Here is a 24778-nt window from a genome sequence, read left to right as displayed (position 1 = left end):
ACTCGGCTCTGTATTGAGTGTGGTTTATTGTTACTGCAACATGGCGCTGAAAGTATGCTTGTCGAACAATTGACGACCCGTGTGGGCATTGCGCTTGGAGCAAGCCAAGTTGATAGTGCTATTTCATCTAATTCATTAGTATTAACCACTATAATTGATGGCCGTTGCTTAACATCAACGCGACGTATTATTGACCGCGGTATAAATATGCATGTTGTTACTGAAGTTCAGCATGCAGTGATTTTAGTTGAGCACCATTTACTAGACCGAAAACAACTACAAAAGAAATTATCATCGATTAAACCATTACGTTATCCTCGATGGTTAATGGTTTTGATGGTGGCTTTATCTTGCGCTTGTTTCAGCAAATTGAATGGCGGGGGATGGGAGAGTGCGGCTATTACATTTTTAGCCAGTGGTTGTGCAATGTATGTTCGGCAAGTGTTAACCTCCCACCAAATGAACCCGTTAATTAATTTTTGTATTACTGCGTTTGTTGCGACAACCGTTTCCGGTTTATTACTAAAAATACCGTATTTGGCGGTCACAGAAACAATTTCGATGGCTGCCAGTGTATTACTTTTAGTTCCAGGCTTTCCATTAATTAATGCAGTCGCGGATATGTTTAAAGGGCATGTCAATACTGGATTAGCGCGCTGGACAATGGCGAGCCTCCTTACTTTGGCTACCTGCATTGGCGTTGTATTAGCAATGACAGTCTGGGGGTTAAAAGAATGGGCATAGAATTTTTATTCTCCTTATGTGAGAAAATGTTATTAGCGGCTATACCGGCGGTTGGATTTGCGATGGTATTTAATGTCCCTGTTAGAGCATTGAAATATTGCGCTTTATTAGGTGCGATTGGTTATGGTTTTAGAATGGTATTAATGGCTTTAGGGCTGCAAATTGAATGGGCAAGTTTTCTCGCAGCAATTTTAATCGGTATTATTGGTATTCAGTGGTCACGTTGGTGGTTAGCCCATCCTAAAGTCTTCACTGTCGCTGCGGTGATCCCGATGTTTCCAGGTATTAGTGCCTATATCGCAATGATTTCAGTAGTAAAAATATCGCAATATGGCTATGACCCAGAACTCGTTGAGGTCTTAGTCACAAATTTCTTAAAAGCGTCGTTTATTGTTGGTGCCTTGTCTATTGGTATTTCTTTACCTGGTTTATGGCTATATCGCAAAAGACCGAGCGTATAATTTTTACGGGTATGGTTTATTAGTATTTCTGTTATGTGTGTAAGCTAGACTTTACTTTTACTAATATGAGTTAGCTGCTCTATTAAAGTTGCATAAATTCTGATGTGGGTGTGACACATAAAATTGAGTCATCGCTGATATCATTAATGCTACTATTTGATTAGAATATGTGATATTTCTTCTTGCACATTAATGTGTTAGAGGAAAAACTAACGTATTTACATTAATTCTTTGCATATATTCTTATTAGTGGTGTTATTTTGAAACAATTTAGCAGGTCCAAGTATTCTCAATTCGTTTTTTCGATTCTATTATTCATATTTTCCGCTTTTTCATTTTCCGCACCAAATTCGTTTACTGAAGCTAAAGTGTTAAGTAAAACACAGGTTTATGCAGACCAAAATCATCAAGGTGAGGGGACGATATACTGTGGATGCGAGTGGGAGTGGGTAGGAAAAAGCGGGGGAAAAGTTGATTTAGCCTCTTGCGGCTACCAAGTGCGTAAACAGCAGAACCGAGCTGAACGTATTGAATGGGAACATATTGTTCCAGCATGGGTATTTGGTCATCAACGGCAATGTTGGCAAAAAGGCGGGCGAAAAAACTGTGTATCTAGTGACCCTGTTTTTGGCCAAATGGAAGCTAATTTGCATAATTTAGCACCTTCTATTGGCGAGGTGAATGGTGATAGAAGCAATTTTAGTTTTGGCCAATTATCTGCTAATACACCGTACCCGTATGGAATGTGCCGTAGTCGAGTTGATTTCAAAGAAAGAGTCTTTGAGCCAAGAGATGAAGCTAAAGGGCAGGTGGCTAGAGTCTATTTCTATATGCATGACCGCTATAACTTGTCTATGTCACGTCAACAGCAACAGCTATTGATGGCATGGGATAGTCAATACCCACCAACCCCTTGGGAAATCATACGTGATAATCGAATCGCTAAAGTGATGGGACATCATAACCCCTTTGTGACAGGGGAAAAAAAGTGGCGTTTAAATCATAAAAATGGTGCGGAAGGCGTCAATATTTCCTCAGTTTCACTTTCAACTCAGCCTCAAACCATAAAAAATAAGCCGATAGTGTCAAATGTGGTTGAAATTAAAGGTAATCGTAATTCTAACAAATACCACTTTTCACATTGCCCTAGTTTCAATACCATCGCCGATAAAAATGCCGTTATTTTCATGGACGAACAAGCGGCTAAAGCTGCAGGCTTTCAGTTAGCGGGGAATTGTAAAACACGCTAATTATCTGATAAACCACAGTTGTTAATTCACTGATTACTGTGGTTTTATTTTTTATTTTTTATTTTTATTCGAGATAACCAAAGAGTTGAATAAATTTTCAGAATTTTGTTAGAAAAATGTTGCCTTATTAAAAAAAATGACGCTATATTTAAAGCAGATGAAAATTGCAATAAAAACATGGGCTCATTAAGGTACAAAAAATATTGCAGTTTGTCATATCACTGTCATATAGATTCATTAGTTTAGAAGTATCGCTGTTACAGGAGAAACTAATGGGAAATACGTGTCTATTCACACGAATTCGAAGCCGGTTATCACTCCATCATGAAATTTCCATGGTGAGATTGGTAACCGGTTTTTTTATTAGCCGACTTATGGCACCAAGTCACAGGCACAATCGATATTTGACCATTAACTTTGAGCTTGAAGGGAGCTCCTCTCTGTTTGGAATAGTCCGTCATTTGAATTGACATCACTGATACCGGGAAGGGTTAATACTATGAGTAGACAGAAAGCTGCTACAAAGGCACGTCGTGAAATGAAACGTTCATCTCGTAAAGATCGTTCAGGTCGTTTTGATATCAATAACGTCGCATCATTTGCTGAATATACAGGCATTGAAGCTATCGGTATGGCAAAAGAACGTCGTGATGAATCCCCTATATTGCCAAGAAATGAAGCTCAAAAACTCTATATTAATTCCATTAAACATAAGCAACTTATTTTTGCGAATGGTGAAGCGGGGTGTGGTAAAACCTATATCAGCACTGCACTGGCGGCTGATGCGTTAATCCATAAAGATATCAATAAAATTATTGTCACAAGGCCCGTTCTTCAAGCGGAGGAAGATCTCGGTTTTTTACCGGGTGATATGTCAGAAAAATTTGCACCTTACTTTCGCCCTGTTTATGACGTATTGGTGAAAAGGCTGGGAGCATCCTTTTTGCAATATTGTTTGCGCCCTGAAATTGCCAAAGTGGAAATTGCACCATTTGCCTATATGCGAGGTCGTACATTTGAAAACGCTGTCGTAATATTAGATGAAGCTCAGAATGTTACCGTCACTCAAATGAAAATGTTTTTAACTCGGCTTGGTGAAAATGTGACAGTGATTGTCAATGGCGACGTAACCCAATGTGATTTACCGGATGGTGTATCTTCAGGGTTGGCTGATGCATTACAACGCTTTAGCAGTGATGAAATGGTATCAATGGTGAATTTTACGATTGAGGATTGTGTGAGGTCACAATTGTGCCATAAAGCATTGCTGGCTTATAACGACTGATTATGACATTCATTAATCCTATGCCCTACGTTCGCTTGCAGGGCATAGGTTAAATCTTTATAGAGACAATTGATTAGTGGTAAAGCATTTCATGTACGATTTGCTCATCGGTGAGGGTGTATGGGTAATAGGTTGGCCAATTTTCTAGTTGGCTTAGTAATTTTTCCTGAGATTCGTTTCCCATATACAGGTGGAAATGCCCTGAAGTCTGAGGCTCAATAATATGGTCACTAAATTGGATAAATTTCGGTGCTTTTGAGTTTGCATCTTTGCATTCAAATAAGTAACGAACGCCTTTTTTCCCTGAAGTATAATGAAGAATTTTGTAACCCGCGTAGTCATATTTACAGCTGCTTACGTTCCCGTTTTGGGTAAATTCAATAACATCATTTTCAATGCCAATACTGTTAACATCAGTGGCATAGCCTTTTTTATAATATTCACGATACTCTTCAACCGTTTTGTCTTTATTTTTCTTGGCCTTACTTTCTAGAGCCTCATCAAGTTTTCCATTTAATAGTAATGGATTAACAGATTCCCATACGCCTTGCCAATCGTTCAGAGACCTATCCTTGACGTCAGCATCATCAAAAATCCCTTTTGAAGCTTGTAGCGCTTTCTCTGATTGTGGATGGGAGTGACTATGTGAACCATGAGCAACAGCGGTATAGCTAGTGAGCGCTAATGCAATATAAAGACTCGTTTTTAAAATTGCCATTTTGTACACAGTGGTTTTCCTATTTTTGTAGTGAATATAAAGATTATAAAAAAACCATTATGTTATAACATAACAAGTGATGGTGTGAAAAGTATTTTAGGGAGTTTATTGTTGGGGAAAATAATGGCTAATAACTTGATGAAGGCATGAGAAATCAGGAAATAAGTTCGCTTATTAGCATTTATAGACCAATAAGCGAACTAAATATTTAAATTGAAGTTAATCGTCAGGGTTATCCATTACAGCATGGCGCTCATGATGGTAACCTTCTTCATCATAGCCATATCGCCAATAAGGGATCGCATAGATATCATCACGGCCAAAACCTTTTTCACGACGAATATAACGACGTAAATCACGAATAATTTGGTCTTCACCCGCAATCCAGAAAGCGCAGTCGTTGTTTGGGATCTCCCAAGACTTAAACGTGCTAATTAACTCTGCTGTTTTGCTGATATCACCACAGATCCAAATTACGTCAACGTGTTCAGGTTTTTTCAGCTCACGCACATCTTTTGGGTTATCTAACCGTAGCACGACTTTACCTTGGGCAGTTGCTGGCATTTTTTCTAATAATGCAGCGATAGCGGGTAGCGAGCTTGAATCACCGGCCATGAAATAATGTTGTCTGGCAGGCAATAATGGGTCTGGGCCACCAGGGTTGGTAATACCCATCCAATTTCCGGGTTTTGCATCACGAGCAAATAGGTATGCAGGGCCAGTTGTTCCATCATGCATAGCAAATTCAATATCAATCTCGCTAACCTCTGGGCGGATGGCTCTGACCGTATAGGTACGAACAAATGGGCGAGGTTTGTCTTCTGGCCAGCTACGGCCTTCTTTACTTAGGATAGGGAGTGCGGGCTGGCTGCTTAAATCAGGGGCTAAAAATATTTTCAGGTGCCCACCTTCACAATCAGTTGGGTATGTATTGAGTTTTTCACCGGTGAAAGTAATGCTGCGAATAGATGGGCTGATATCGGTAATGGATTTGACTTGAATGAGCTGTGGTGGAGCCGGGCGGTAGATGTTTTTTTCAACAGGTTGTTCAGTGGCCACGGACGATCTCCTTTAGTAATGATAATTTTATTATATGGTAATTATTATCATTATCATGAATAACTTTGTAAGTTGCAACAGCTAGTGAGCGATTGGAAGAGGATATTTATACAGAAAGATTTTCAACAGTAGGGAAGCAATTTACAGTGATGAGTTGTTGATTTTAATAAAAATGCCGTATGACTTTTAGTCTACGGCATATCGAAAGGTAAATTACTTCACTTTCATTCCAGCGGCGGTCATCATCAATTTGAATACTGACGAAAATGCAAACAATGCAAGTACACTTCCGAACCAGATGATAGCCATCCAACCGAGTTTTTTCCACCAAGGAGAGGTACTCACGTTATCAGTGGTAGCCTTGCTCTGGGGTGATTTTTCCTCTGAATACATAGTAACTCCAATAGGTATAAACCAAAATAACAGGAATAATGAATAACGCACCAACTAACATAAAGCCTAAACTTTCGGGTGGGCCTGCGGCATCACGGAAACTGACAGCGGGTGGGATGAGTGTCGGCCAAATACTGATGCCTAAACCCGTAAACCCAAGGAAAATTAACATTAAAGCTGCTAAGAATGGCACGCTATCGAACCGTTGGCGCTTAGCACTTTTTAGGATCAACCAAGTACAGCCTAATACCAGTAATGGAACGGGTAAGAAGAAGAACAGGTTTGGTAGTGAGAACCAACGCTCAAAGACTGCGTCATTTAACATTGGAGTCCAGAAACTGATCACCGCAATTACCGCTAACATCAGTAATGTTAATGGCCGTAGGACACGATACATCGTGCTACGTAAGTGTCCCTCCGTTTTCATGATCAGCCAACCACACGCTAATAGCGCATAAGCAACTACGAGGCCAAATCCGCAAAATAGTGGGAAAGGTGCGAACCAATCGAAATACCCCCCCATGTAAACACGGTTTTCCACATGGAAGCCTTGGATAAAGGCACCCACGACGACACCTTGAACAAAGGTGGCGAAAATCGAGCCCCAAATAAAGGCATGGTCCCAATGACGACGGTGTGATTCATCCGCTCTAAAACGAAATTCAAAGGCGACCCCGCGGAAAATCAAGGCTAACAACATGAAAGTTAATGGGATTGATAATGCATCAAGAACAATTGCATAAGCGAGAGGGAAAGCACCAAATAGAGCTGCTCCACCTAAAACTAACCAAGTTTCATTGCCATCCCATACAGGGGCAACGCTGTTCATCATGAGATCACGGTCTTGGCTGTCCTTTAGCGCAGGGTAAAGGATCCCAATACCTAAATCGAACCCATCCATAACAATATACATCAACATACTAAATACGATGATGACAAACCAAATGAGAGGTAAATCAATGCCCATGAGCTGCGTCCTCCGCGATACCTTTACGAATTAATTTCATCATGTACATATAGCCAATCCCGAATACACCACCATATACGACAAAAAAGGCGATCAAGCTGATGCTCATGTGCATTTCACCATGTGCACTGACCGCATCAGAGGTTCTTTGTAGCCCGTAAACCACCCATGGTTGACGGCCTATTTCGGTGGTAAACCAACCTGCCAGGATGGCGATCAACCCAGAAGGTGCCATTAAAAACATAAAGCGTAAGAATGTTTTCGACTCATAAAGGTTTTTACGATAACGCAGCCATAAACCCCAGACTCCAGCTGCTATCATCAACAAACCGAGCCCAACCATCACACGGAATGACCAAAAGACCATAAACACGTTAGGTCTATCTTCTGGGGCATATTCTTTTAACGCAGGGACTTGTTTGTCGATGCTGTGGGTTAAAATCAGACTTGCTAAATAAGGAATTTCGATAGCGAATTCGGTTTTTTCTTTTTCTTGGTTTGGAATACCAAACAAGATAAGTGGAGTGGCTTCTCCGGGTTTGTTTTCCCAGTGTCCTTCCATTGCGGCGACTTTAACGGGTTGATGTTTAAGTGTATTTAGGCCATGAGCATCCCCAATTAAAGCTTGAACAGGGGCTAAGACCAAAATCAACCACAAGGACATGGAAAACATTTTTTTCATGGCACTGGACTTGTTGCCTTTGAGCAAGTGCCAAGCCGCAGATGCACCAATAAAAAATGCCGCTGCAAGGAATGCTGCGGTGGTCATATGCAATAAACGGTAAGGGAACGATGGGTTGAAAATGACGGCCAACCAATCAACGGGGACAATACGACCATCGATGATTTCGAAACCTTGCGGTGTTTGCATAAAACTGTTAGATGCCAAAATCCAGAAGGTGGAAATGATGGTACCTAATGCAACCATACAGGTGGCAAAAAAGTGTAGTTTTTCACCCACTCGGTTCATGCCAAACAGCATGACACCAAGGAAACCGGCTTCTAAGAAGAACGCGGTAAGCACCTCATAAGTGAGTAGCGGCCCTGTAATACCCCCGGCAAAGTCTGAGAAAAAGCTCCAGTTAGTGCCGAATTGGTATGCCATGACCAAACCAGAAACAACCCCCATTCCGAAGTTAACTGCAAAAACTTTTGACCAAAAATGGAACAGTTTTATATAGTCTTCATCACGAGTTTTAAGCCATAAACCTTGTAGCACCGCAAGGTAACTTGCTAGCCCAATAGTAATGGCGGGAAAAATAATATGAAACGAGACCGTAAACGCAAATTGTATACGGGCAAGTTCCAGCGCAGTTAGTCCAAACATATTGACCCCTGAGTGGATATGTTAATGGCACGCAATATTTAACGTTCTGATGAGAGCAATTGAGGCGCTGATCCTTAGCAAAAGGAATTGCTCACAAATGGAGTGCAAAATAACCGCAATCCAACGAAAAATGTTTTGTGCTTATAGTTAAAAAAAAGTCAGGTGAATGTGTGGATAAGTAGAACATGAGACGATAAACTATAATAGTAACAATTATTGGGATATTAACTATAACAGTTGAGGCGGCTATGACGAGATACGAACAATTAGCAGCGCAAATTCGTCAGCAAATTGAAGACAATATCTGGCAAGTGGGCGACAGATTACCTTCATTGAGGGAAAGTGTTAAACAGTCAGGTTTAAGCTTAATGACTGTCGTGCAAGCATACCAGCTGCTTGAAAGCCAAGGATGGGTCGTTGCTCGACCGCAATCAGGGTATTACGTGGCAAACCGCAATAACGCATTTGCTGCCGCAAAAGGAGGAAAAGGACTACATTTGAATGAAAATGTAGAGATTAACGCCTCTATTTTTGGTGTCCTACAGGCTTGTAAGGACCCGAATATTATCCCATTTGGCTCCGCATTTCCAGAGCCAGCTTTGTTGGATGATCCAAAACTCGCGAAATCACTCGCATCTGTTGCTAGGCGTTTATCTAAATTTAATACACCGGCTAACTTGCCGCCCGGTAATGAGCAACTGCGTCGTAACATTGCTCAACGCTATGCAACTCAAGGGATCCATGTCGCGCCCGATGAAATCGTTATTACTGCTGGGGCAATGGAATCTTTGGTTCTGAGTTTGCAATCAGTGACTCAGCCAGGGGATTGGGTGGTTATCGAATCACCTGCATTTTATGGTTCACTACAAGCAATTGAACGGTTAAAACTTAAGGCGATAGCCATTAAAACAGACCCACTATTTGGGATTGACCTTGATGCATTAGAGGATATTGTGAACAAATATCCGATTAAAGCCTGTTGGCTAATGACGCATTATCAAAATCCACTAGGCGGAACGATGCCGCAAACGAATAAAAGGCGTCTGGTAGATATCCTTAATAAACAGCAAATTGCTTTAATTGAAGACGACGTCTATGGGGAACTTTATTTTGGCAGCAAACAACCAATACCTGCCAAGGGGCTAGACACCAAAGGTAATTTCTTTCATTGCTCTTCATTTTCGAAATGTTTAGCGCCGGGGTACCGAGTTGGTTGGGTTGCAGCAGGCCAACATGCGACAAAAATTCAACATTTACAAATGATGAGTACTGTTTCTGCCAGCGTTCCCACGCAATTAGCTATTGCGGAATACTTGTCATTAGGGGGATATGACAGCCACCTGCGTAAACTGCGTTTAACGATGGAACAACGTCAGCATCAAATGTTGAGTGCAATAGCAAAATACATGCCTTCATCAGTAAAAGTGAATACACCAAAAGGTGGGTATTTTTTATGGTTGGAATTTGAGCCGCCATTTAATGCTATTCGTTTATATCAGCTCGCATTAAAAGAGGGGATCAGCATCGCGCCTGGAAGTATGTTTTCCACAAGCGACCAGTTTAATCATGCATTTCGCCTTAATGCATCGTTCACATGGAATGAGAGGGTGGAAGAAGCAATGAAAACGTTAGGCCGTTTATGTCACTTTTTAATCAATGAGAGGCGTGATTAGTCACATTATCGTTGCTAATTCATTGCCTAGAAAGATTAACTTTGCGAATCTAAGTATCAAATTAAATGAATTAGCAGCAACAGGTGGGAGGTAATGTGAAAATAAAATGTTTTGATATAAAGGAGTTACCTATCCTGAATTGGTATGATGGTGCGGGGGCAAGCCAAGAAGTATTCTGCTGGCCTGTTGCATCAGACTATTCATTACGCGCAAGTATTGCCACCATTGAGCAAGATAGCCATTTAAAGCGCTATGCAGAAGGTGAAAGGTTGGTGGTGTTATTGAATGATCAGCCGCTTCTTTTAACTGATACCAAAGCGTTTGAGTGCCGACTTGAACGCGTTGGTGATCATGTTCAATTCTCAGCTCAGCAATTGTGTGCAATAAAAGTCATACAGCCATCGGTTAAGTTAATGAATTTTATTTTTAGAGATGACAGGTGGGTGGCTAAAAGTTATTTCATCACTGAAGATTATAAATTACCCGCCAACCAAGCGGGATTAGTCTACGTACTCAATGGCGAGTGGGATATTTCAGGTGCAAATTGCCACCTTTTGGCCCAAGGACAAGGTGCGTGGTGGCTACCTGATATCGGTGAAGGAGAGATTAAACCACTTAGCACCGATAGCAAGTTGATCTGGATTGAATTATTACCTCGCTAACTGGTTGCTAAACCAATCGCCGCTAATGTTAGCATGCCACCCGCAACACCTTCAGTTATACGGCGTTTTTTATCATTATAAGCACGCTTATTATGCATGGATGCAAATAATGCACCTATCACGCCGTAGATCACGACACACGAAAGTATAAAAGTGGCTGAAAGTATCAAGGATTGAACAGCGACACTTTCTGTCAGTTTAATGAAGTTTGGTAAAATAGCGAAATACACCAGTAACCCTTTAGGGTTAAGGAAGCTAGTTAGAAAGGCTTTACCTATTACCGCTTTTGTTGACACAGCTTGGATTCTTAGCTCACCGGCTTTCATCGCAGATAAGATCATACGAACAGCAAGATAAGTGACATAAGCGACGCCAACCCATTTGATGGTGTAGAAAATCAGGGGGGAAGCTGCAACAATCGCCGCTAAACCAAGCGCAGCTAGGATCGCATGTGCGCCATAGCCCAGTATAATACCTAAATTAGCTTTCAAGGCCGCAGAGGTTCCTCCCGATAACCCTTGTGCGGAAATAAACAGAATATCTGGGCCCGGCGTGCATACCAAAGGAATGACGGTTGCGCTGAATAAGAGTAAGGTCTGTAACTCCATTTTAATTCCTCATTGTTGTTCATCATTATTTCACGCAACTGGCCAGTAGCGATAAAAGTATAACGATAATCCAATGATATTGGGTTTTTTTATTGCTTTAAAATAAACAAAAATTGGTATTTAATATCATTAATTAATATAAAGTTGAGTTTGAATTTCAATGAAGAAAAGTGAACTAAAATTGGATGCTATTGATAGACGTATCTTACAAGCTTTACAAAGAGATGGAAAAATTCAGAATATTGAATTAGCGAAAGAGGTCGGCCTTTCTCCCTCTCCTTGCTTACGTCGCGTGAAATTGCTCGAAGAGGCTGGGGTTATCAAGCGTTATGTGGCCGTGTTGGATGGAAGTAAAATTGGAGCGGGTCTTTCTTTATTTGCACGTATTTGGTTTAAAACACAAGATGCTAAGACCATCAACCAGTTCGTTGAAGACATTAAACTGATGCCTGAAGTCGTAGAATGCCATTTAATGGCAGGGGAATGTGATGCATTGATCCGTATTGTGACACAAGACTTAGCTTCTTATCGCCGTTTTCATGCAGACCATTTGACACAGATTAGCAGTATTCAGAGTATTAAGACGGAGGTGCCAATGGAAACGGTGAAGGTCACTTATGCTTTGCCGCTCTGATGAGAAGAGAGACTCCGTTTTATTTATTAGAAATAATTTTTTATAAGAGAAAAACAATTAAATAATACAAAAATGAATAGATAATAAATTTTTGAATTTCAATCTTACAAATTGAAATATTATTTCGTTATTTTTAATATTAATGGATTATTTTGACTCTCTTTTTTAGATTATCACCCAATTTTTTATTTTATTTTTATATAACGCTTTGTTTATTTAATGAGATAATTCTCATCTGTTCACAGCACTGCAGTGTACCCGTTGGGGGGATGCTAGAAAGGTTAGCTAATTAGTTGATATGTAAATAATGAAAGGGAAGTTTTTTTGATCCTGCGCAACATCATTTCACGTTAATTACTTATACTGTTAATAATACAAAATTAAAATAAATAATGTGAATATTTCTTATTTAAAAAATATTTTCAATTTAATCAATAATAATGTACGCACTTATAAGCCTATTTCTAATTGTCATTGGTACTATCATACCCGTTTATTAGTTGATTATTTGCATCCTGAGCTTAATTGAAAATTCACCGAATAATAGGAACTATTTTCGTATAAATCGAAGGAAAATTTATGATTTATCCTATTACTGATAGAACAATATCTACAGTAAATAATCAAAAATTTAAGCGTTATGCTATCCGCTATTTAGATATTGAACAGCAAACACAGCAAGCAATCATAGAATATGGCCTCAATTTTGAAGCCCCTTTTGAACAGCAACGTGAGATTGAGCAACTCAAACGAGATATAAAAAGTAAAGGCGCAATTTTTGCGAACAATGGAAAAAGTATACATTGTAATTGGTTATCAAGTGCTTGTGTGCAATGCCGCACAGGGGACGGGAGCCACACCACATTTTTATCCTTGAAATGCCATCGTGATTGTTACTTTTGTTTTAACCCAAACCAAGAGAATTATCAGGAATTTCAACAGGAAATGCGTGATGCTGTTGGTGAAGTTGACGCAATCGCAGAGCAAGGTTACCCACTCACCCATATCGCACTAACCGGGGGAGAGCCTCTACTTTTTCGCCAAGAAAGTATCGCATTTTTCCAAGCAGTCCAACAAAAATTACCTCAGGCTCATAGCCGGTTATATACAGCCGGTGACCCATTAGACCGTAATACCGCATTAGCTTTAGCGAAAGCAGGTCTACAAGAAATCCGCTTTAGTATCAAAATTGATGATCCTACAGAACGGATCACCAAAGTTTTACACCGTATCGCATTAGCGCGTGAAATTTTTCCCTCAGTCATGGTGGAGATGCCTGTTATCCCCGGAACAGAGCAGCAAATGTATCAGTTGCTTACTCAGCTTGATGATATTGGAATTGATGGTATCAATTTATTAGAGTTTTGTTTCCCGTTAACAAATAGTGAAGCCTATCAATCTCGAGGATTCAAACTTAAAAATCCACCTTATGAGGTGTATTACAACTATTGGTATGCAGGTGGATTAGCTGTTGCACAGAGTGAGTTAGCTTGCCTTCGAGTTCTCAAATTCGCACTAGAAAATCAATTGTCTCTCGGGGTGCATTACTGCTCTTTAGAAAATAAACATACTGGGCAGGTGTACCAAAGCAATGCTTTTTTTGAAAACAATGAACACATAATAGGAAAGCATTATTTTTTCTCTTCTCGGGATTATTTTTTTAAAAGTGCCAAAGTCTTTGGTGATGATTGTGAAAAGGTGGCAGTTTTACTGAAAAACGCTGGTGTTTCTTATCATCAAGAATTGCTACATGGATTTTTGCAGTTTAATCCTGAGGCAATAGGCTTATTAACCCCGCTAGGCAAACTACCTATCGCAGTGACCTCCCACATTATTGAACCCGATGAACAGGGAAATCCTTTAATTAAAGAAATCCGAATTGAGCTTACAACACCCACTGAATTTTTACTGACAGACCTGCAGGGAAATATTTATGACGAATGATGACCAAATTGTAGATTTTCTGTATGCACGTCAATTTGCTTATGACGTACTACGACGTTTGTTTATGGAAGAACCAACGCCTGAGCTATTAAATTATTTGAGAGACTCGGGGTTACTGTTATTTCCCTGTGATGATGCATTACCCGCGATGAAAAACGCGATAAATGACATGCATAAAGACTTAAATACGAGGCAGTTACAAGCTAACAACGATGATTTCGAAAATTTGCATTGGGACTTTACTCGCTTGTTTATAGGCCCAGAAGCCCCGCCAGCATCGCCATGGGAATCGACTTATGTGTCTCGTGACAAACTACTATTTCAAGAAAGTACGTTAGCAGTAAAGTCTTTTTATGAACAGTATGACGTTTATTTGCCAGAAGGTGATATGGAAGCCGCTGACCATATTGGCTATGAGTTAGATTTTATGTGGCATTTAAGTCTGCGCATTACTGAACTTATTGACAGCGAAACAGGCCCTGTTGATTGGCCCAAAGTGAACGCGTTATTACTCGGGTCTGCAACATTCTTGAATACCCATTTATTGGCTTTTATAACGCCATTTTGCCGTTCAATGCATAACCACGCAGAAACAGTATTTTATCGTCAATTAAGTTCATTACTTGAGCTTTTTTTACGTAATGATATTAAAAAAATCAATGAATTAGTCAATTTATAATAATAAAACAAAATGAAGAGGTAGAAGCAATGTCAGAAAGACAGAAAATAGCCTTAAGTCGCCGTTCATTTATAGCATGGACATCAGCGGCATCAGTGATGGCTACGTTACCGCTGAGTAAGCAATTACATGCGGCAACACCAGAGGAAGAAAAAGCGGTTGTGCAAGCCACTGACGCAGTCACTCAAGGAAAATGGAAACCCGTGGCCTGTTGGCACAACTGTGGTGGTCGCTGTGTTAATAAAGCATTGGTGGTTGATGGCGTCGTTGTTAGGCAAAAAACCGATGATGTGGTTGCAGACTCCCCTGATTTCCCACAACAACGAGGTTGTTTGCGTGGACGTTCACAACGTAAACAAGTCTTTGGCGCGGATCGGTTGAAATATCCAATGAAGCGTAAAGGCTGGGCTCCCGGTGGTGGGGATAAAAGCTTACGAGGACGAGACCAATGGGTGCGCATCAGTTGGGATGAAGCATTAGATATTGTGGCATCAGAATCGAAACGTATTAAAGAAAAATATGGTCAAGAATCTATTTGGATCACCGGCGGTAACGGTGTTGAAATCCAAAGCGTTTATGCAAAAGCAGGGGGATTTGTTGGCGATTGGGGAACAACCTCATGGGGCGCATGGTTTGAAACACCAGCTCATTTAGGATTACTTGAAGGGTTTTATACCTTTGGTACCAATGACCGTTTTGATATGCGTAACTCCCAGTTAATTGTGATGTGGGGAGCAAACCCTGCATGGAGTAGCCCAGGCAGCCCAACCTATAATTACTATCAAGCGAAAAAAGCGGGAGCGCGCTTTATTAGTATTGACCCAAGTTATACGACTACAGCGGAATTAATGGATGCAGATTGGTACCCCATCAACCCAGGTACTGACCATGCTTTAGCTCTGGGTATCATGTCTGCGTTATTAGAAATGGACAATCCTGACAACCCATTGATTGATTGGGATTTCCTGCGTCGTTGTACGGTTGGTTTTGATGAAAGTAATATGCCAGCAGGTGCAGATCCAAAAGGGAACTTCAAAGATTATTTGTTAGGTACTTATACGGGAGAGCCAAAAACGCCAGAGTGGGCCTCTAATATTTGCGGCTTGTCAGCTAGCGACATTCGCACATTAGCGCGTGAAATCGGTGGTACCAATCGAGTTGCATTGCTTACTGGTTGGGCGCCTGCTCGAATTCATAATGGCGAAGGATGGGTACAAGCATTCTCAACATTAGGCTTTATGACTGGCCATATGGGGAGACCGGGCCGTATGACTGGCGTAAGCTGCCACTATGCTGCGGGGAACAATGGAACTCGTTTAGTTATGGCAGGAGCGAGTGGCTTACCTTCTGTGCCAAACCCAGTGAGTTTGAAAATTAACCATAACGAACTGAATCGTGCGTTGTTAGAGAAAAAATTCCGTCAACGTGGTGTTGGTGATGTGAATGCTAACATTCAAATGATCATTCATCCTTTTAATGCCACGTTACAGACACGAGCCAATATTTCGCAAAGCGTTGAAGCTTATCGTAAAGATATAGAGTTGGTTGTGACTGCGGCCTATGTTCCACATACTTGTGCGAAATATTCGGATATCGTCTTACCCGTAACTACGGAGTGGGAACGTGAAGGAACCATATTAAATCCAAGTAACCGCGAAGTTATTATAGCTGCGGTGAATGTAACACCACCACTTTATGAAGCAAAAAGTGACCAGTGGATCGCCAAAGAAATAGGTAAACGTCTTGGTATTAATGTCGATGAAGTTTTTCCTATTTCAGAAAAGCAACAATTCTTCAATAAACTTAATGGTGCAACAATTATTGGTGAAGATGGTAAGACAACTGAGCCACTAATAACAATTACCCAAGCGGATATTGATGAATGGCAAGTAACAGGTAAGCCGCAGCAAGGCAGGATCACCCTCAATGAATTCCTTACTGTTGGGAAATACCAAGTAGAGCGCTCCTCTGATGATAACTATGGTTATATTGCCTATGAAGATTTTATTCGTGACCCTCAGGCCAATCCACGACCAACACCAAGTGGAAAATTTGAAATTTACTGCCAAACATTAGTCGAAAAAGCGGATGAATGTGGCTGGACGAAATTACCACCAATTCCTGAATATATTCCGTCTGCAAGCGGTTATGAGGCAAGTTTTAGTGATTTCTCGAAGAAGGAAAAAGGGGATTATCCATTCCAAATCTATAATCCACACTACTTACGCCGCTCTCACAGTACGCTTGATAATGTGCCTTGGCTACGTGAACAATGGCCAAGCCCAATTTATATCAATGCCTCCGATGCAAAACGTTTAGGTATTAAGCACGGTGAAACTGTTCTGATCACGAGCCCACAAGGGAAGATTGTACGTCCTGCGTTGGTGACACAGACGATGAAACCTGGTGTTGTGGCGTTACCACACGGTAGTTGGACAAATGTTGATGAAAAAACAGGGATAGATATGGCGGGAGCCGACAATACGCTAACCATTCAAGTCCCGACAGGGCTGGGTACATCAGGGTGGAATACGATGCTATGTAATATCGAAAAATGGCATGGTGACCAGTTAGTTCCAGATGCTGCAATTCCACAGCGTATTATATTTTAGGGGGCAATGAGAAATGGATAAACAAGTCGGATTTTATATTAATGTTGCCACTTGCATTGGTTGTAAAACCTGTGTTGTTGCATGTAAAGACAAAAATGACCTTGAGGTCGGACGCAACTTTCGTCGTGTGTATGATATTGAAGTGGGGGAGTATCCACGTCCTCGGACTTGGCACTTGTCTATTGCCTGTAACCATTGTGATGACCCGCAATGTGTCAGCCATTGCCCTACTACTGCAATGCACAAGCGAGAAGAAGATGGGGTTGTATTAGTCGACCATGATAAATGTGTTGGTTGTCGTTATTGCACATGGGCTTGTCCATACGAGGCGCCTCAGTTCGATGCCAGTATTGGTATGATGACCAAGTGTGACACTTGCATTGACCTACGTGAAAAAGGCGGAAATCCAATGTGTGTTGATTCTTGCCCTATGCGTGCGATTGAGTTTGGCCTTATTAGCGAATTACGTAAAAAGTATGGCACAAATGCGGATATCGCAGGGTTACCTAGTTCAAGTATTACCAAACCGAACCTTGTTGTCGGTACAAAAGGATAAGGAGAATTATCATGCATGAATTTCCATTGGTGATTTTCACCTTATTTATGCAAGCTTCTGTGGGGTGCTTGCTCGTCTCATTAGTCTGCTATTTTCGTGTGCTTGAAGGCGGAAATAACCAACAAAGCGTCCAGTTTATCAAACTGCCTATTTTAGCAAGTTTTGTGTTGGGTTGTGTTGGGTTGCTAGGTTCATTATTTCATATGGGTAACCCGTTACACATGTTTTATACCATGCTGCATGTGTCTACTTCATGGATGAGCCGTGAAGTGTGGGCAACGGCAATTTACATGGGGCTACTATTTTTCAGTGTTGCTCTATTATTGCTTAAACAAAAAGCGAATGCGCTGCTGCTGTTGCTTAGTGCGTTAGCTGGTATCATCTATATGTATGCAATGTCAGCCTTATATGCTAACACCTTGTTTAACCTATGGAATGGTTTATTTACCTACGCCAGTTTCTTTGGCGCAGTATTATTACTGGGTGGTGTGGTAGCCGCATTATTACTTGTAGGTTCTTTGCGCCGCGATGGTAAAGAAGAGCAATTAAAACGAGTGGTTAAAATTGCATTAGGTATCGGCGTTATTGGGATCTTACTGATGCTATTGGGCGCGTTATCTCTTCTCGGAAACATAGGAGAGCCTGTTTATATGGGAATGACGCCGCGTGAACTCCCAGATGGCTTAGTGAACTTAAGTATTGTTAGGGTCATACTTGTTGCATTAGGTATCGTATTTGCGGGCCGTTTACTGTGTCAAAAAAAGGGACACACTGTAAATGCAACATTCGTCATGTCACTTGCAACGCTCTGTATTTTTGTGGGTGAAGGTGTTGGCCGAGTGGTATTTTTCTCTCTAGGTGGTTAATTCCTTTAGAGACAAAATGATATTTGCCTCTAATTATATAATGTTTACCAATAATGTGAACCGAGGGATCTCCCTCGGTTTTTTAGTTTTCTACACTCTCAATAAATCAATAACCCTTTATATAATAAGGGATTAAGCGAATGTAATTTCAAAATAAATAGTAAATTAAGTTGATTATTTGTAATGATTATAATTATCATTATCTCTCTTAATCTCTTTTACTGTTTATTTCTTATGAATTTAAAAACTAGCAAGCTACTCATTTCATTAGCAATTTCAGCGGCATTAGCGCCTTATCATGTATTTGCTGCTGATAATTCAAAAAATGATCAGATTACAGTTACAGGCAACTGGCTTGAAAATACGGAAGATAGTGAGGTGGTATTTAATCACCCAGGTGCTCGGACAGTAAGAAATCAACAGCAAATCAAAGAATCTGGCAGTGAAACTATTGCCGACGCATTGAAAGGAATACCGGGTGTGCAGGTGCGCGAAAGTAACGGGACAGGCGGGTCCGATGTTTCCTTGAATGTTGGGGTTCGCGGGTTAACATCACGGCTGTCACCACGTTCAACGATTTTACTCGACGGTATGCCTTTAGCGGCTGCACCATATGGTCAACCTCAGTTATCTATGTCTCCATTATCACTAGGAAGTATTGAATCTATTGATGTGATCCGTGGAGGGGCTTCTGTACGTTATGGGCCTCAAAACGTAGGAGGTGTCATTAACTTTGTGACTAAGCCTATCCCTAAAGACTTTTCTGGTGGTGTTTCATTGCAAACTCAAGGGGCTAAAACGGGTGGGTTAAAGACGCTGGTGGATGCGTCTGTAGGGGGCTCAAAAGCCGATGATTCAGCGGGAGCGCTATTGCTGTACTCAGGGTTACATGGACAAGGCTACCGTAAAAGCAATGATAATACAGATATTGATGACCTGATTTTAAAAACACGTTATGCCATAACAGATAACGACGAGTTACTGGCGAATTTTCATTATTATCATGCAATGTCAGGTATGCCTGGGGGGCTAACTCAAGCGCAATATAATGCTGACCCATTCCAATCAACGCGGCCTTATGACCGTTTTGAAGGAAATCGACAAGATATGTCATTGAAATATAAACATGAAGAAGATGATAAACAATTTGAGTTAATGACATGGTTTAGTAAAAGTTATCGGGGTAGTTACATAGAAAGTGACCATAAAGATAAAGCGAATGAAAGACGGCTAGTTTCTTACCCTCGTCACTATACAGCGTATGCAATTGAACCGAGTTATTCACAATTATTCCGTTTTAATGATATTTCACATGAAATAACAGTGGGATACCGTTATTTAAATGAAACCGCAGACGAAAAAGCTTACCGCTCAAATTGGTACCAAGCTGGCACTCAAAGTTCGCGGCCGAGTACTAATGATTATTACCAACACACATCGGGTGGAACAGAAGCCCATGCTATTTATCTTGATGATACCATTGATGTTGGTAACTGGACTGTGATCCCAGGGATCCGCTATGAGAACATTAATATTCATTTAAATGACAGTTTTAAAAACCAAAACAGAAGTAAGCGATATAGCGAACCCCTTCCTGCACTGGCAGTGATCTATCATATTGATGATGAATGGAAACTGTTTGCCAATGCCAGTACGTCGTTTGGCAGTTTGCAGTATTTTCAGTTGAACACTAAAGGGGTAGGGAATTCACCCGCAAATGGGTTAAGTGCAGAAAAAGCACATAACTATGAAGTAGGGACTAAATACGATAATACTGCGCTATCTCTTGAAGCGACATTATTCTATATCGATTTCGATGACCAATTACTTTACGTTGAAAATACAACAGGTTGGACAAATCTAGGCGCCACAACTCATCAAGGTGTGGAGTTGGCAGCAAGATATAACTTGTCTGAGCTGAGCGATAAATTGGAGGGTGTTAGCGTGTACAGTACTTATACCTACACTAAAGCGGTAAGTAAAAAAGGTGATTTCGCTCATAAGGATTTACCGTTTTATTCACGGCAAGTCTTTACCGCAGGTAGCCGTTATGAAAATGGTAATTGGGTATGGAACTTAAATACTTATGCGCAATCTACCCAAGAATCGCCTGGAACATCAAGCCACTATGTTACAAAACCCAGCGCAGATGGTCGATATGGAACAATCCCTGGCTACATGGTGTGGAATGCACGAGGCGAGTACCATTTTGGCAAAAGTTTGTCTGATTTAACGCTATCTGCTGGCATTAAAAATCTTTTTGATCAAACCTATTTTACCCGTTCTACAGATAATAATTATGGTATCTACGTGGGGCAGCCAAGAACTTACTATGTTCAAGCATCCGTAAAATTTTAATCAATACAAGGCAGAACAATGATAATGAGAAGGTTTATCGAAAAATTCGTGCTTATTTTTAGTGCGGTGAGCCTACTATTTTCGGCTAGTAGCTTATCTGCACCTATCACGGTGAAGGATATTGCGGGTAGGGACGTAACCGTCAATGTGCCGGTATCTCGAGTGATGCTGGCAGATAGCCGTGTCTTGGTTGCGCTGAATATATTACATCCACAAGATCCACTAAAAGGGATTATTGCTTGGGATGATGCGCTAATAAAAAAAGCGCCTGACCTGAGTGTGGCTTATAGCAAAAAATTCCCAGAATTAAGTAAGATTCCTGTTTTCCAAAACCCGTATACAACGGACTTTAGCGTTGAGAAAGCGTTGGTTGCACAGCCAGATTTACTCATTTTTGATATTGGCTTAAAGAGTAAACTCACAGAAAGTGGCACTTTATCATTATTGGAAAAAAGTGGCTTACCCGTTGTTTTTATCGACTTTAGGCAATACCCACTGAAAAATACTATGCCGAGTATGACATTACTTGGCCAAGTATTTGGTGAGGAACAACAAGCGCAAGCATTTAATCAATTTTACCAACAAAAATTAGATTTAATCCGTTCAAGAGTGGCTAAACTTAGCAAAGAACAACGTCCAAGCGTCTTTATTGAACGTGCTGCAGGTATCCAAGGGGAAGATTATTGTTGTAAAACGTTCGGTAATGGTAATTTCGGTGAGTTTGTTGAAACTGCAGGGGGTAATAACCTTGGCTCACAATGGTTCAGTATTGGAATGGGTGGGGAAATCAGTGAAGAACAACTGATCCACAGCAATCCAGACTACTATTTAATGACGGCAGCAGATTGGGATAACACTCGCAAAGGTAGCGCATCTGTACCCTTAGGTTATACGGGGGATAAACAAAAGTCTTTAGCTCGTTTGAATAAGCTAATGGAACGTCCTAAATTTCGTTCATTATCTGCTTTCAAAAACAAGCAAGTATTAGCGCTCTATCAGCAATATTATGATACGCCATTCAATATTATTGCGGTGGAAGCGATTGCAAAGTTTATCCACCCAGAATTGTTTGCAGACCTTAACCCGCAAGCAGATAGCGATTATTTACACAAAACGTTTACGGCCTTAGACGGTGATGGCGTGTTTTGGGTTCAAGCGGAATAAGTGTTTTACCATTTAGCTCGCTTTAATAATGAGCCTTATGGCAGAATGAAATTCACTTTTCTTAATGGATAACAGAGATGAAACTCGCGCTGGTCGGTTCTGGGAAAATAATCATGTCTGCTCTTGATGCCTTAATACAGGTGCAGGGGATAGAACTAGTCGCATTGTGTGTTCGGGCGGAAAGTATTGAAAAGGGGCAGGTTATTTGCCAACAATTTGGTATAGCAAAGTTGTATACTGACTACCAAGAATTGTTACAAGACCCGGATGTGGAGGTGATATACATTGGTTTGCCAAATCATTTGCACTATCAGTATACCTTTGATGCACTAATGGCTGACAAACATGTGGTATGCGAAAAACCGTTTACACCGAATTGGCAACAGTTGCAGGCGCTAATTTCCATTTCACAGACTAGGGGGCTTTTTTTGTTCGAAGCTATTACGTCGATTCATACCCCTGAGTTTCATTTTATCAGACAACATATTGGTAAAATCGGTGACATCAAAGTGATCCACGGAAATTACTCACAATATTCGAGTCGATACAATGACTATTTACAAGGAAGAGTTCATGCTGCCTTTGACCCACAGCAAGCTGGTGGCGCACTCTATGACATTAATCTTTATAATATTTATTTGTTATCGGCCTTGATGGGAACACCCGATAGTAGCGACTATATCTGTAATAAAGGGTTTAATGGAATTGATACATCAGGTGTATTAACGGCCCATTTTGGGGGTTCCGTTGCATCGTGTGTGGGAGCGAAAGATTCCGCGAGCCCCGGTTACTTTATTATTCAAGGTACTAAAGGGCACATCCGTATCACGGGGGCACCAAGCCTTTGCCAATCAGTAGAAGTTTGTATTGATGGAGAAATATCCAACGTATCTCGGGATGCAACAATCAACCATATGGTTTACGAGTTCGCATTCTTCCGTGAACAGATTGCCAGTAAAAACCGTACTCAATGTGATGAATTGCTTGAATTAGCATTGGTTGTCTCAAAAATATTGCATCAATCACGAGACGATGTAGGGCTGGTATTTGGGTCATAAAAACAGTGGCAGCGTGATGGCTGCCATAAGTTGTCAATTTAGAATGAATATAATGATGCGATTGATTTTCCCAGTTTTTCAGCAAGCTCAGATGCCGCATATCTGTCCATAACAACCTCAATATAGGCCGCATGGCTCGATAGTTCTGCCTGTTTAATCGCATCGTCTAACTCATCGCAATGGGTAACACGCTGGCAATACCAATCTTTGCAACCTAATGCTGTAGGGAGTTGGGCATAATTCCATTGAGGTAAATCGTTATAATAGGCCTCAGGGTTTTTGCATAGAAGCCGTTCAATTAAATAGCCATCATTATTCAGGACAAAAATAATGGGTTTTAAGCCAAAGCGGGCAAATTGGCTAATCTCTTGGGCTGTGAGTTGGTGTGAGCCTTCCCCAGTCACTAAAATAACGCGTTTCTGTGGCGCTGCTATTGCCGCACCAAATGCCGCAGGAGTTGCCCAACCGATAGAACCCCACAATGTTTGGTTATAAAATTGTGCATTTTCAGGTAATAAAGCAAAACCTAATCCCATGGAGGCAGTCCCTGTTTCTGCGACAATTATATCATCCTTACGGAACATTTTTTCGAGGCGAGGGTACAAATATGAGGCGGTAATTTGGCCATTTTCACCTTGTTGAGGGGCGCCTAATCCTTGAGCTTTGATCCCAAGATGGTTCAGTGAGGGGGCAAGTTCTTTTAATTTATGCAATATATCTTTCATCAATACATTTGGGTAGATAGCGGAATCCACTTTCACATGGTCAGAAAGAATGTTAATGCAGTTTTCAGGGTTAATTTCTGCGGTGAAGCTGCCGGAGTTGAAGTCTGTTAATACCGCACCAATACCCATGACGCAGTCACAGCTTTCGACATACTCCCTAACCTCTGGGTTCATCAGTTTTCCGTTATAGATCCCCATATATTGAGGATTAGATTCGCTTACTACCCCTTTATCCATAAACATGGTGGCATAGGGTAGGCCGGTTTTTTGAATAATAGTTTGAACATCAGTGGATAACCCCAAGCGTGCCGTTAAAATTCCAGGAATAATACAGGCTTTTTTACTTGATGTGAGCTTTTCGACAATAGCTGTAACGGCAGCTGATAATGACCCGCTATGACTTTTATTTATAGTGATGGTTTCATGTGTTTCATCTATTTTAATAGGCATAACCGCGTAGTCAGAAGGGAAACCTAAATAAACAGGTCGGGATTCTTGTAAAGCGGTCGTAATTAAACGTTCTGTCTCCGCAATACAGTTTTCGGGGGTTAAAATAGCGTGTGCACAGCTTAAATGTTGGCTCATTTGGTAAAAAACATCGAAATCACCATTTCCTAGGGTGTGGTGAACTAAACGGTGTTTTTTTTGAACTCCGCTTGCTGGCATACCAACAAGATGAAAAATAGGGAGGTGTTCTGCATAAGCGCCTGCAATCCCATTTAAAGCACTGAGTTCGCCAACACCAAAAGTCGTTGATAATGCTGCGGCACCTTTCACGCGGGCATAACCATCTGCAGCATAAGACGCATTAAGTTCGTTACAGTTACCAATCCAGCGCATATTTTCATTTTCACACACGCTATCTTCGATAGGGAATGCGTAGTCACCAGCAACACCAAAAATATCGTGAATACCAATTTGATAAAGTTTATCTAATACGTATTCAATAACTGTCTTGTTCATCATGCTGATCTCCAATAATTACCTAGCTAATAATTCTAATTTGAATTATTTTTATCGTTTATTGTGTGTTAA

General features: G+C 40.9%; 22 protein-coding genes. 15 read left to right on the top strand and 7 right to left on the bottom strand.

The window, feature by feature from the left end:
- The 4 genes from PSF42_RS07640 to phoH all read left to right on the top strand — a co-directional run.
- Window positions 1–744: threonine/serine ThrE exporter family protein (locus tag PSF42_RS07640; protein ID WP_272679753.1), on the top strand; the 744-nt coding region annotated here is incomplete at its 5' end.
- Entirely contained in the window at window positions 735–1205 is a 471-nt protein-coding gene (locus PSF42_RS07635; RefSeq protein WP_125891013.1) for a threonine/serine exporter, read from the top strand. The genes PSF42_RS07640 and PSF42_RS07635, both read left to right, overlap by 10 nt.
- 305 nt (window positions 1206–1510) lie before the next feature.
- The gene (locus tag PSF42_RS07630; RefSeq protein WP_248468440.1) at window positions 1511–2455 is read left to right on the top strand and encodes an endonuclease; all 945 of its coding nucleotides are present in this window, start codon (window positions 1511–1513) and stop codon (window positions 2453–2455) included.
- Window positions 2456–2954: 499 nt separating this feature from the next.
- Window positions 2955–3740: a phosphate starvation-inducible protein PhoH gene (gene phoH, locus PSF42_RS07625; RefSeq protein WP_125891015.1), complete on the top strand. Its 786-nt coding sequence runs from the start codon at window positions 2955–2957 to the stop codon at window positions 3738–3740.
- A gap of 73 nt (window positions 3741–3813) precedes the next feature.
- On the opposite strand, the gene zinT is transcribed toward phoH, so the two are convergent.
- From zinT to PSF42_RS07600, 5 genes are all read right to left on the bottom strand, one after another.
- Window positions 3814–4458 (bottom strand): metal-binding protein ZinT, encoded by a 645-nt coding sequence (gene zinT, locus PSF42_RS07620; protein ID WP_272679760.1) that lies wholly within the window; start codon window positions 4456–4458, stop codon window positions 3814–3816.
- Window positions 4459–4677: 219 nt separating this feature from the next.
- Complete coding sequence (locus PSF42_RS07615) at window positions 4678–5517, bottom strand: siderophore-interacting protein (protein WP_272679752.1); 840 nt, start codon at window positions 5515–5517, stop codon at window positions 4678–4680.
- 213 nt (window positions 5518–5730) lie between these two features.
- Complete coding sequence (locus tag PSF42_RS07610; RefSeq protein ID WP_248468350.1) at window positions 5731–5862, bottom strand: DUF2474 domain-containing protein; 132 nt, start codon at window positions 5860–5862, stop codon at window positions 5731–5733.
- A 4-nt stretch (window positions 5863–5866) separates the two neighbouring features.
- Complete coding sequence (cydB, locus tag PSF42_RS07605; RefSeq protein ID WP_213912820.1) at window positions 5867–6877, bottom strand: cytochrome d ubiquinol oxidase subunit II; 1011 nt, start codon at window positions 6875–6877, stop codon at window positions 5867–5869.
- Window positions 6867–8204 (bottom strand): cytochrome ubiquinol oxidase subunit I, encoded by a 1338-nt coding sequence (locus PSF42_RS07600; protein WP_125891019.1) that lies wholly within the window; start codon window positions 8202–8204, stop codon window positions 6867–6869. Before PSF42_RS07600 ends, cydB begins: the two co-directional genes overlap by 11 nt.
- A 248-nt stretch (window positions 8205–8452) precedes the next feature.
- Between PSF42_RS07600 and PSF42_RS07595 the strand changes: the two genes are divergently transcribed.
- A complete protein-coding gene (locus tag PSF42_RS07595) occupies window positions 8453–9877 on the top strand; it encodes an aminotransferase-like domain-containing protein (RefSeq protein ID WP_272679751.1) in 1425 nt (474 codons plus the stop codon).
- A 95-nt stretch (window positions 9878–9972) separates the two neighbouring features.
- Window positions 9973–10539 carry a HutD/Ves family protein gene (locus PSF42_RS07590; protein WP_125891021.1) on the top strand — a complete coding sequence of 189 codons (567 nt, stop codon included), beginning with the start codon at window positions 9973–9975 and terminating at the stop codon, window positions 10537–10539.
- On the opposite strand, the gene PSF42_RS07585 is transcribed toward PSF42_RS07590, so the two are convergent.
- On the bottom strand, window positions 10536–11147 hold the full coding sequence (locus tag PSF42_RS07585; protein WP_125891022.1) for a LysE family translocator: 612 nt from the start codon (window positions 11145–11147) through the stop codon (window positions 10536–10538). The two genes, PSF42_RS07590 and PSF42_RS07585, sit on opposite strands and share 4 nt — an antisense overlap.
- 160 nt (window positions 11148–11307) lie before the next feature.
- On the opposite strand from PSF42_RS07585, the gene PSF42_RS07580 reads away from it, so the two are divergent.
- The 9 genes from PSF42_RS07580 to PSF42_RS07540 all read left to right on the top strand — a co-directional run bounded on the left by PSF42_RS07580 (window position 11308) and on the right by PSF42_RS07540 (window position 23018).
- Window positions 11308–11781, top strand: coding sequence for an Lrp/AsnC family transcriptional regulator (locus PSF42_RS07580; RefSeq protein WP_125891023.1), 474 nt, complete (start codon window positions 11308–11310; stop codon window positions 11779–11781).
- Between the two features lie 579 nt (window positions 11782–12360).
- Window positions 12361–13725: a radical SAM protein gene (locus tag PSF42_RS07575; protein WP_272679750.1), complete on the top strand. Its 1365-nt coding sequence runs from the start codon at window positions 12361–12363 to the stop codon at window positions 13723–13725.
- On the top strand, window positions 13715–14404 hold the full coding sequence (locus tag PSF42_RS07570; RefSeq protein WP_125891025.1) for a TorD/DmsD family molecular chaperone: 690 nt from the start codon (window positions 13715–13717) through the stop codon (window positions 14402–14404). The genes PSF42_RS07575 and PSF42_RS07570 overlap by 11 nt, the downstream gene beginning before the upstream one ends.
- 29 nt (window positions 14405–14433) lie before the next feature.
- A complete protein-coding gene (locus PSF42_RS07565) occupies window positions 14434–17016 on the top strand; it encodes a molybdopterin-dependent oxidoreductase (RefSeq protein ID WP_272679749.1) in 2583 nt (860 codons plus the stop codon).
- Window positions 17017–17029: 13 nt separating this feature from the next.
- On the top strand, window positions 17030–17572 hold the full coding sequence (locus PSF42_RS07560) for a DMSO/selenate family reductase complex B subunit (RefSeq protein WP_125891027.1): 543 nt from the start codon (window positions 17030–17032) through the stop codon (window positions 17570–17572).
- Between the two features lie 11 nt (window positions 17573–17583).
- Window positions 17584–18438, top strand: a complete 855-nt coding sequence (locus tag PSF42_RS07555; RefSeq protein ID WP_140170531.1) for a dimethyl sulfoxide reductase anchor subunit family protein — start codon at window positions 17584–17586, stop codon at window positions 18436–18438.
- 234 nt (window positions 18439–18672) lie between these two features.
- A complete protein-coding gene (locus PSF42_RS07550) occupies window positions 18673–20796 on the top strand; it encodes a TonB-dependent receptor family protein (protein WP_272679748.1) in 2124 nt (707 codons plus the stop codon).
- A gap of 24 nt (window positions 20797–20820) precedes the next feature.
- Window positions 20821–21960: an ABC transporter substrate-binding protein gene (locus tag PSF42_RS07545; RefSeq protein ID WP_440590190.1), complete on the top strand. Its 1140-nt coding sequence runs from the start codon at window positions 20821–20823 to the stop codon at window positions 21958–21960.
- A gap of 77 nt (window positions 21961–22037) precedes the next feature.
- The gene (locus PSF42_RS07540; RefSeq protein ID WP_125891031.1) at window positions 22038–23018 is read left to right on the top strand and encodes a Gfo/Idh/MocA family protein; all 981 of its coding nucleotides are present in this window, start codon (window positions 22038–22040) and stop codon (window positions 23016–23018) included.
- 38 nt (window positions 23019–23056) lie between these two features.
- Here PSF42_RS07540 and PSF42_RS07535 read toward each other — a convergent pair whose 3' ends face one another.
- Complete coding sequence (locus tag PSF42_RS07535) at window positions 23057–24706, bottom strand: alpha-keto acid decarboxylase family protein (RefSeq protein WP_272679758.1); 1650 nt, start codon at window positions 24704–24706, stop codon at window positions 23057–23059.
- Window positions 24707–24778: the final 72 nt, after the last annotated feature.

Source organism: Providencia sp. PROV032, from assembly GCF_028484875.1.
Lineage (GTDB): Bacteria > Pseudomonadota > Gammaproteobacteria > Enterobacterales > Enterobacteriaceae > Providencia > Providencia rettgeri_E.
Note: the sequence above shows the minus strand (reverse complement) of the source record. Positions and strands in the feature narration are given on the sequence as shown.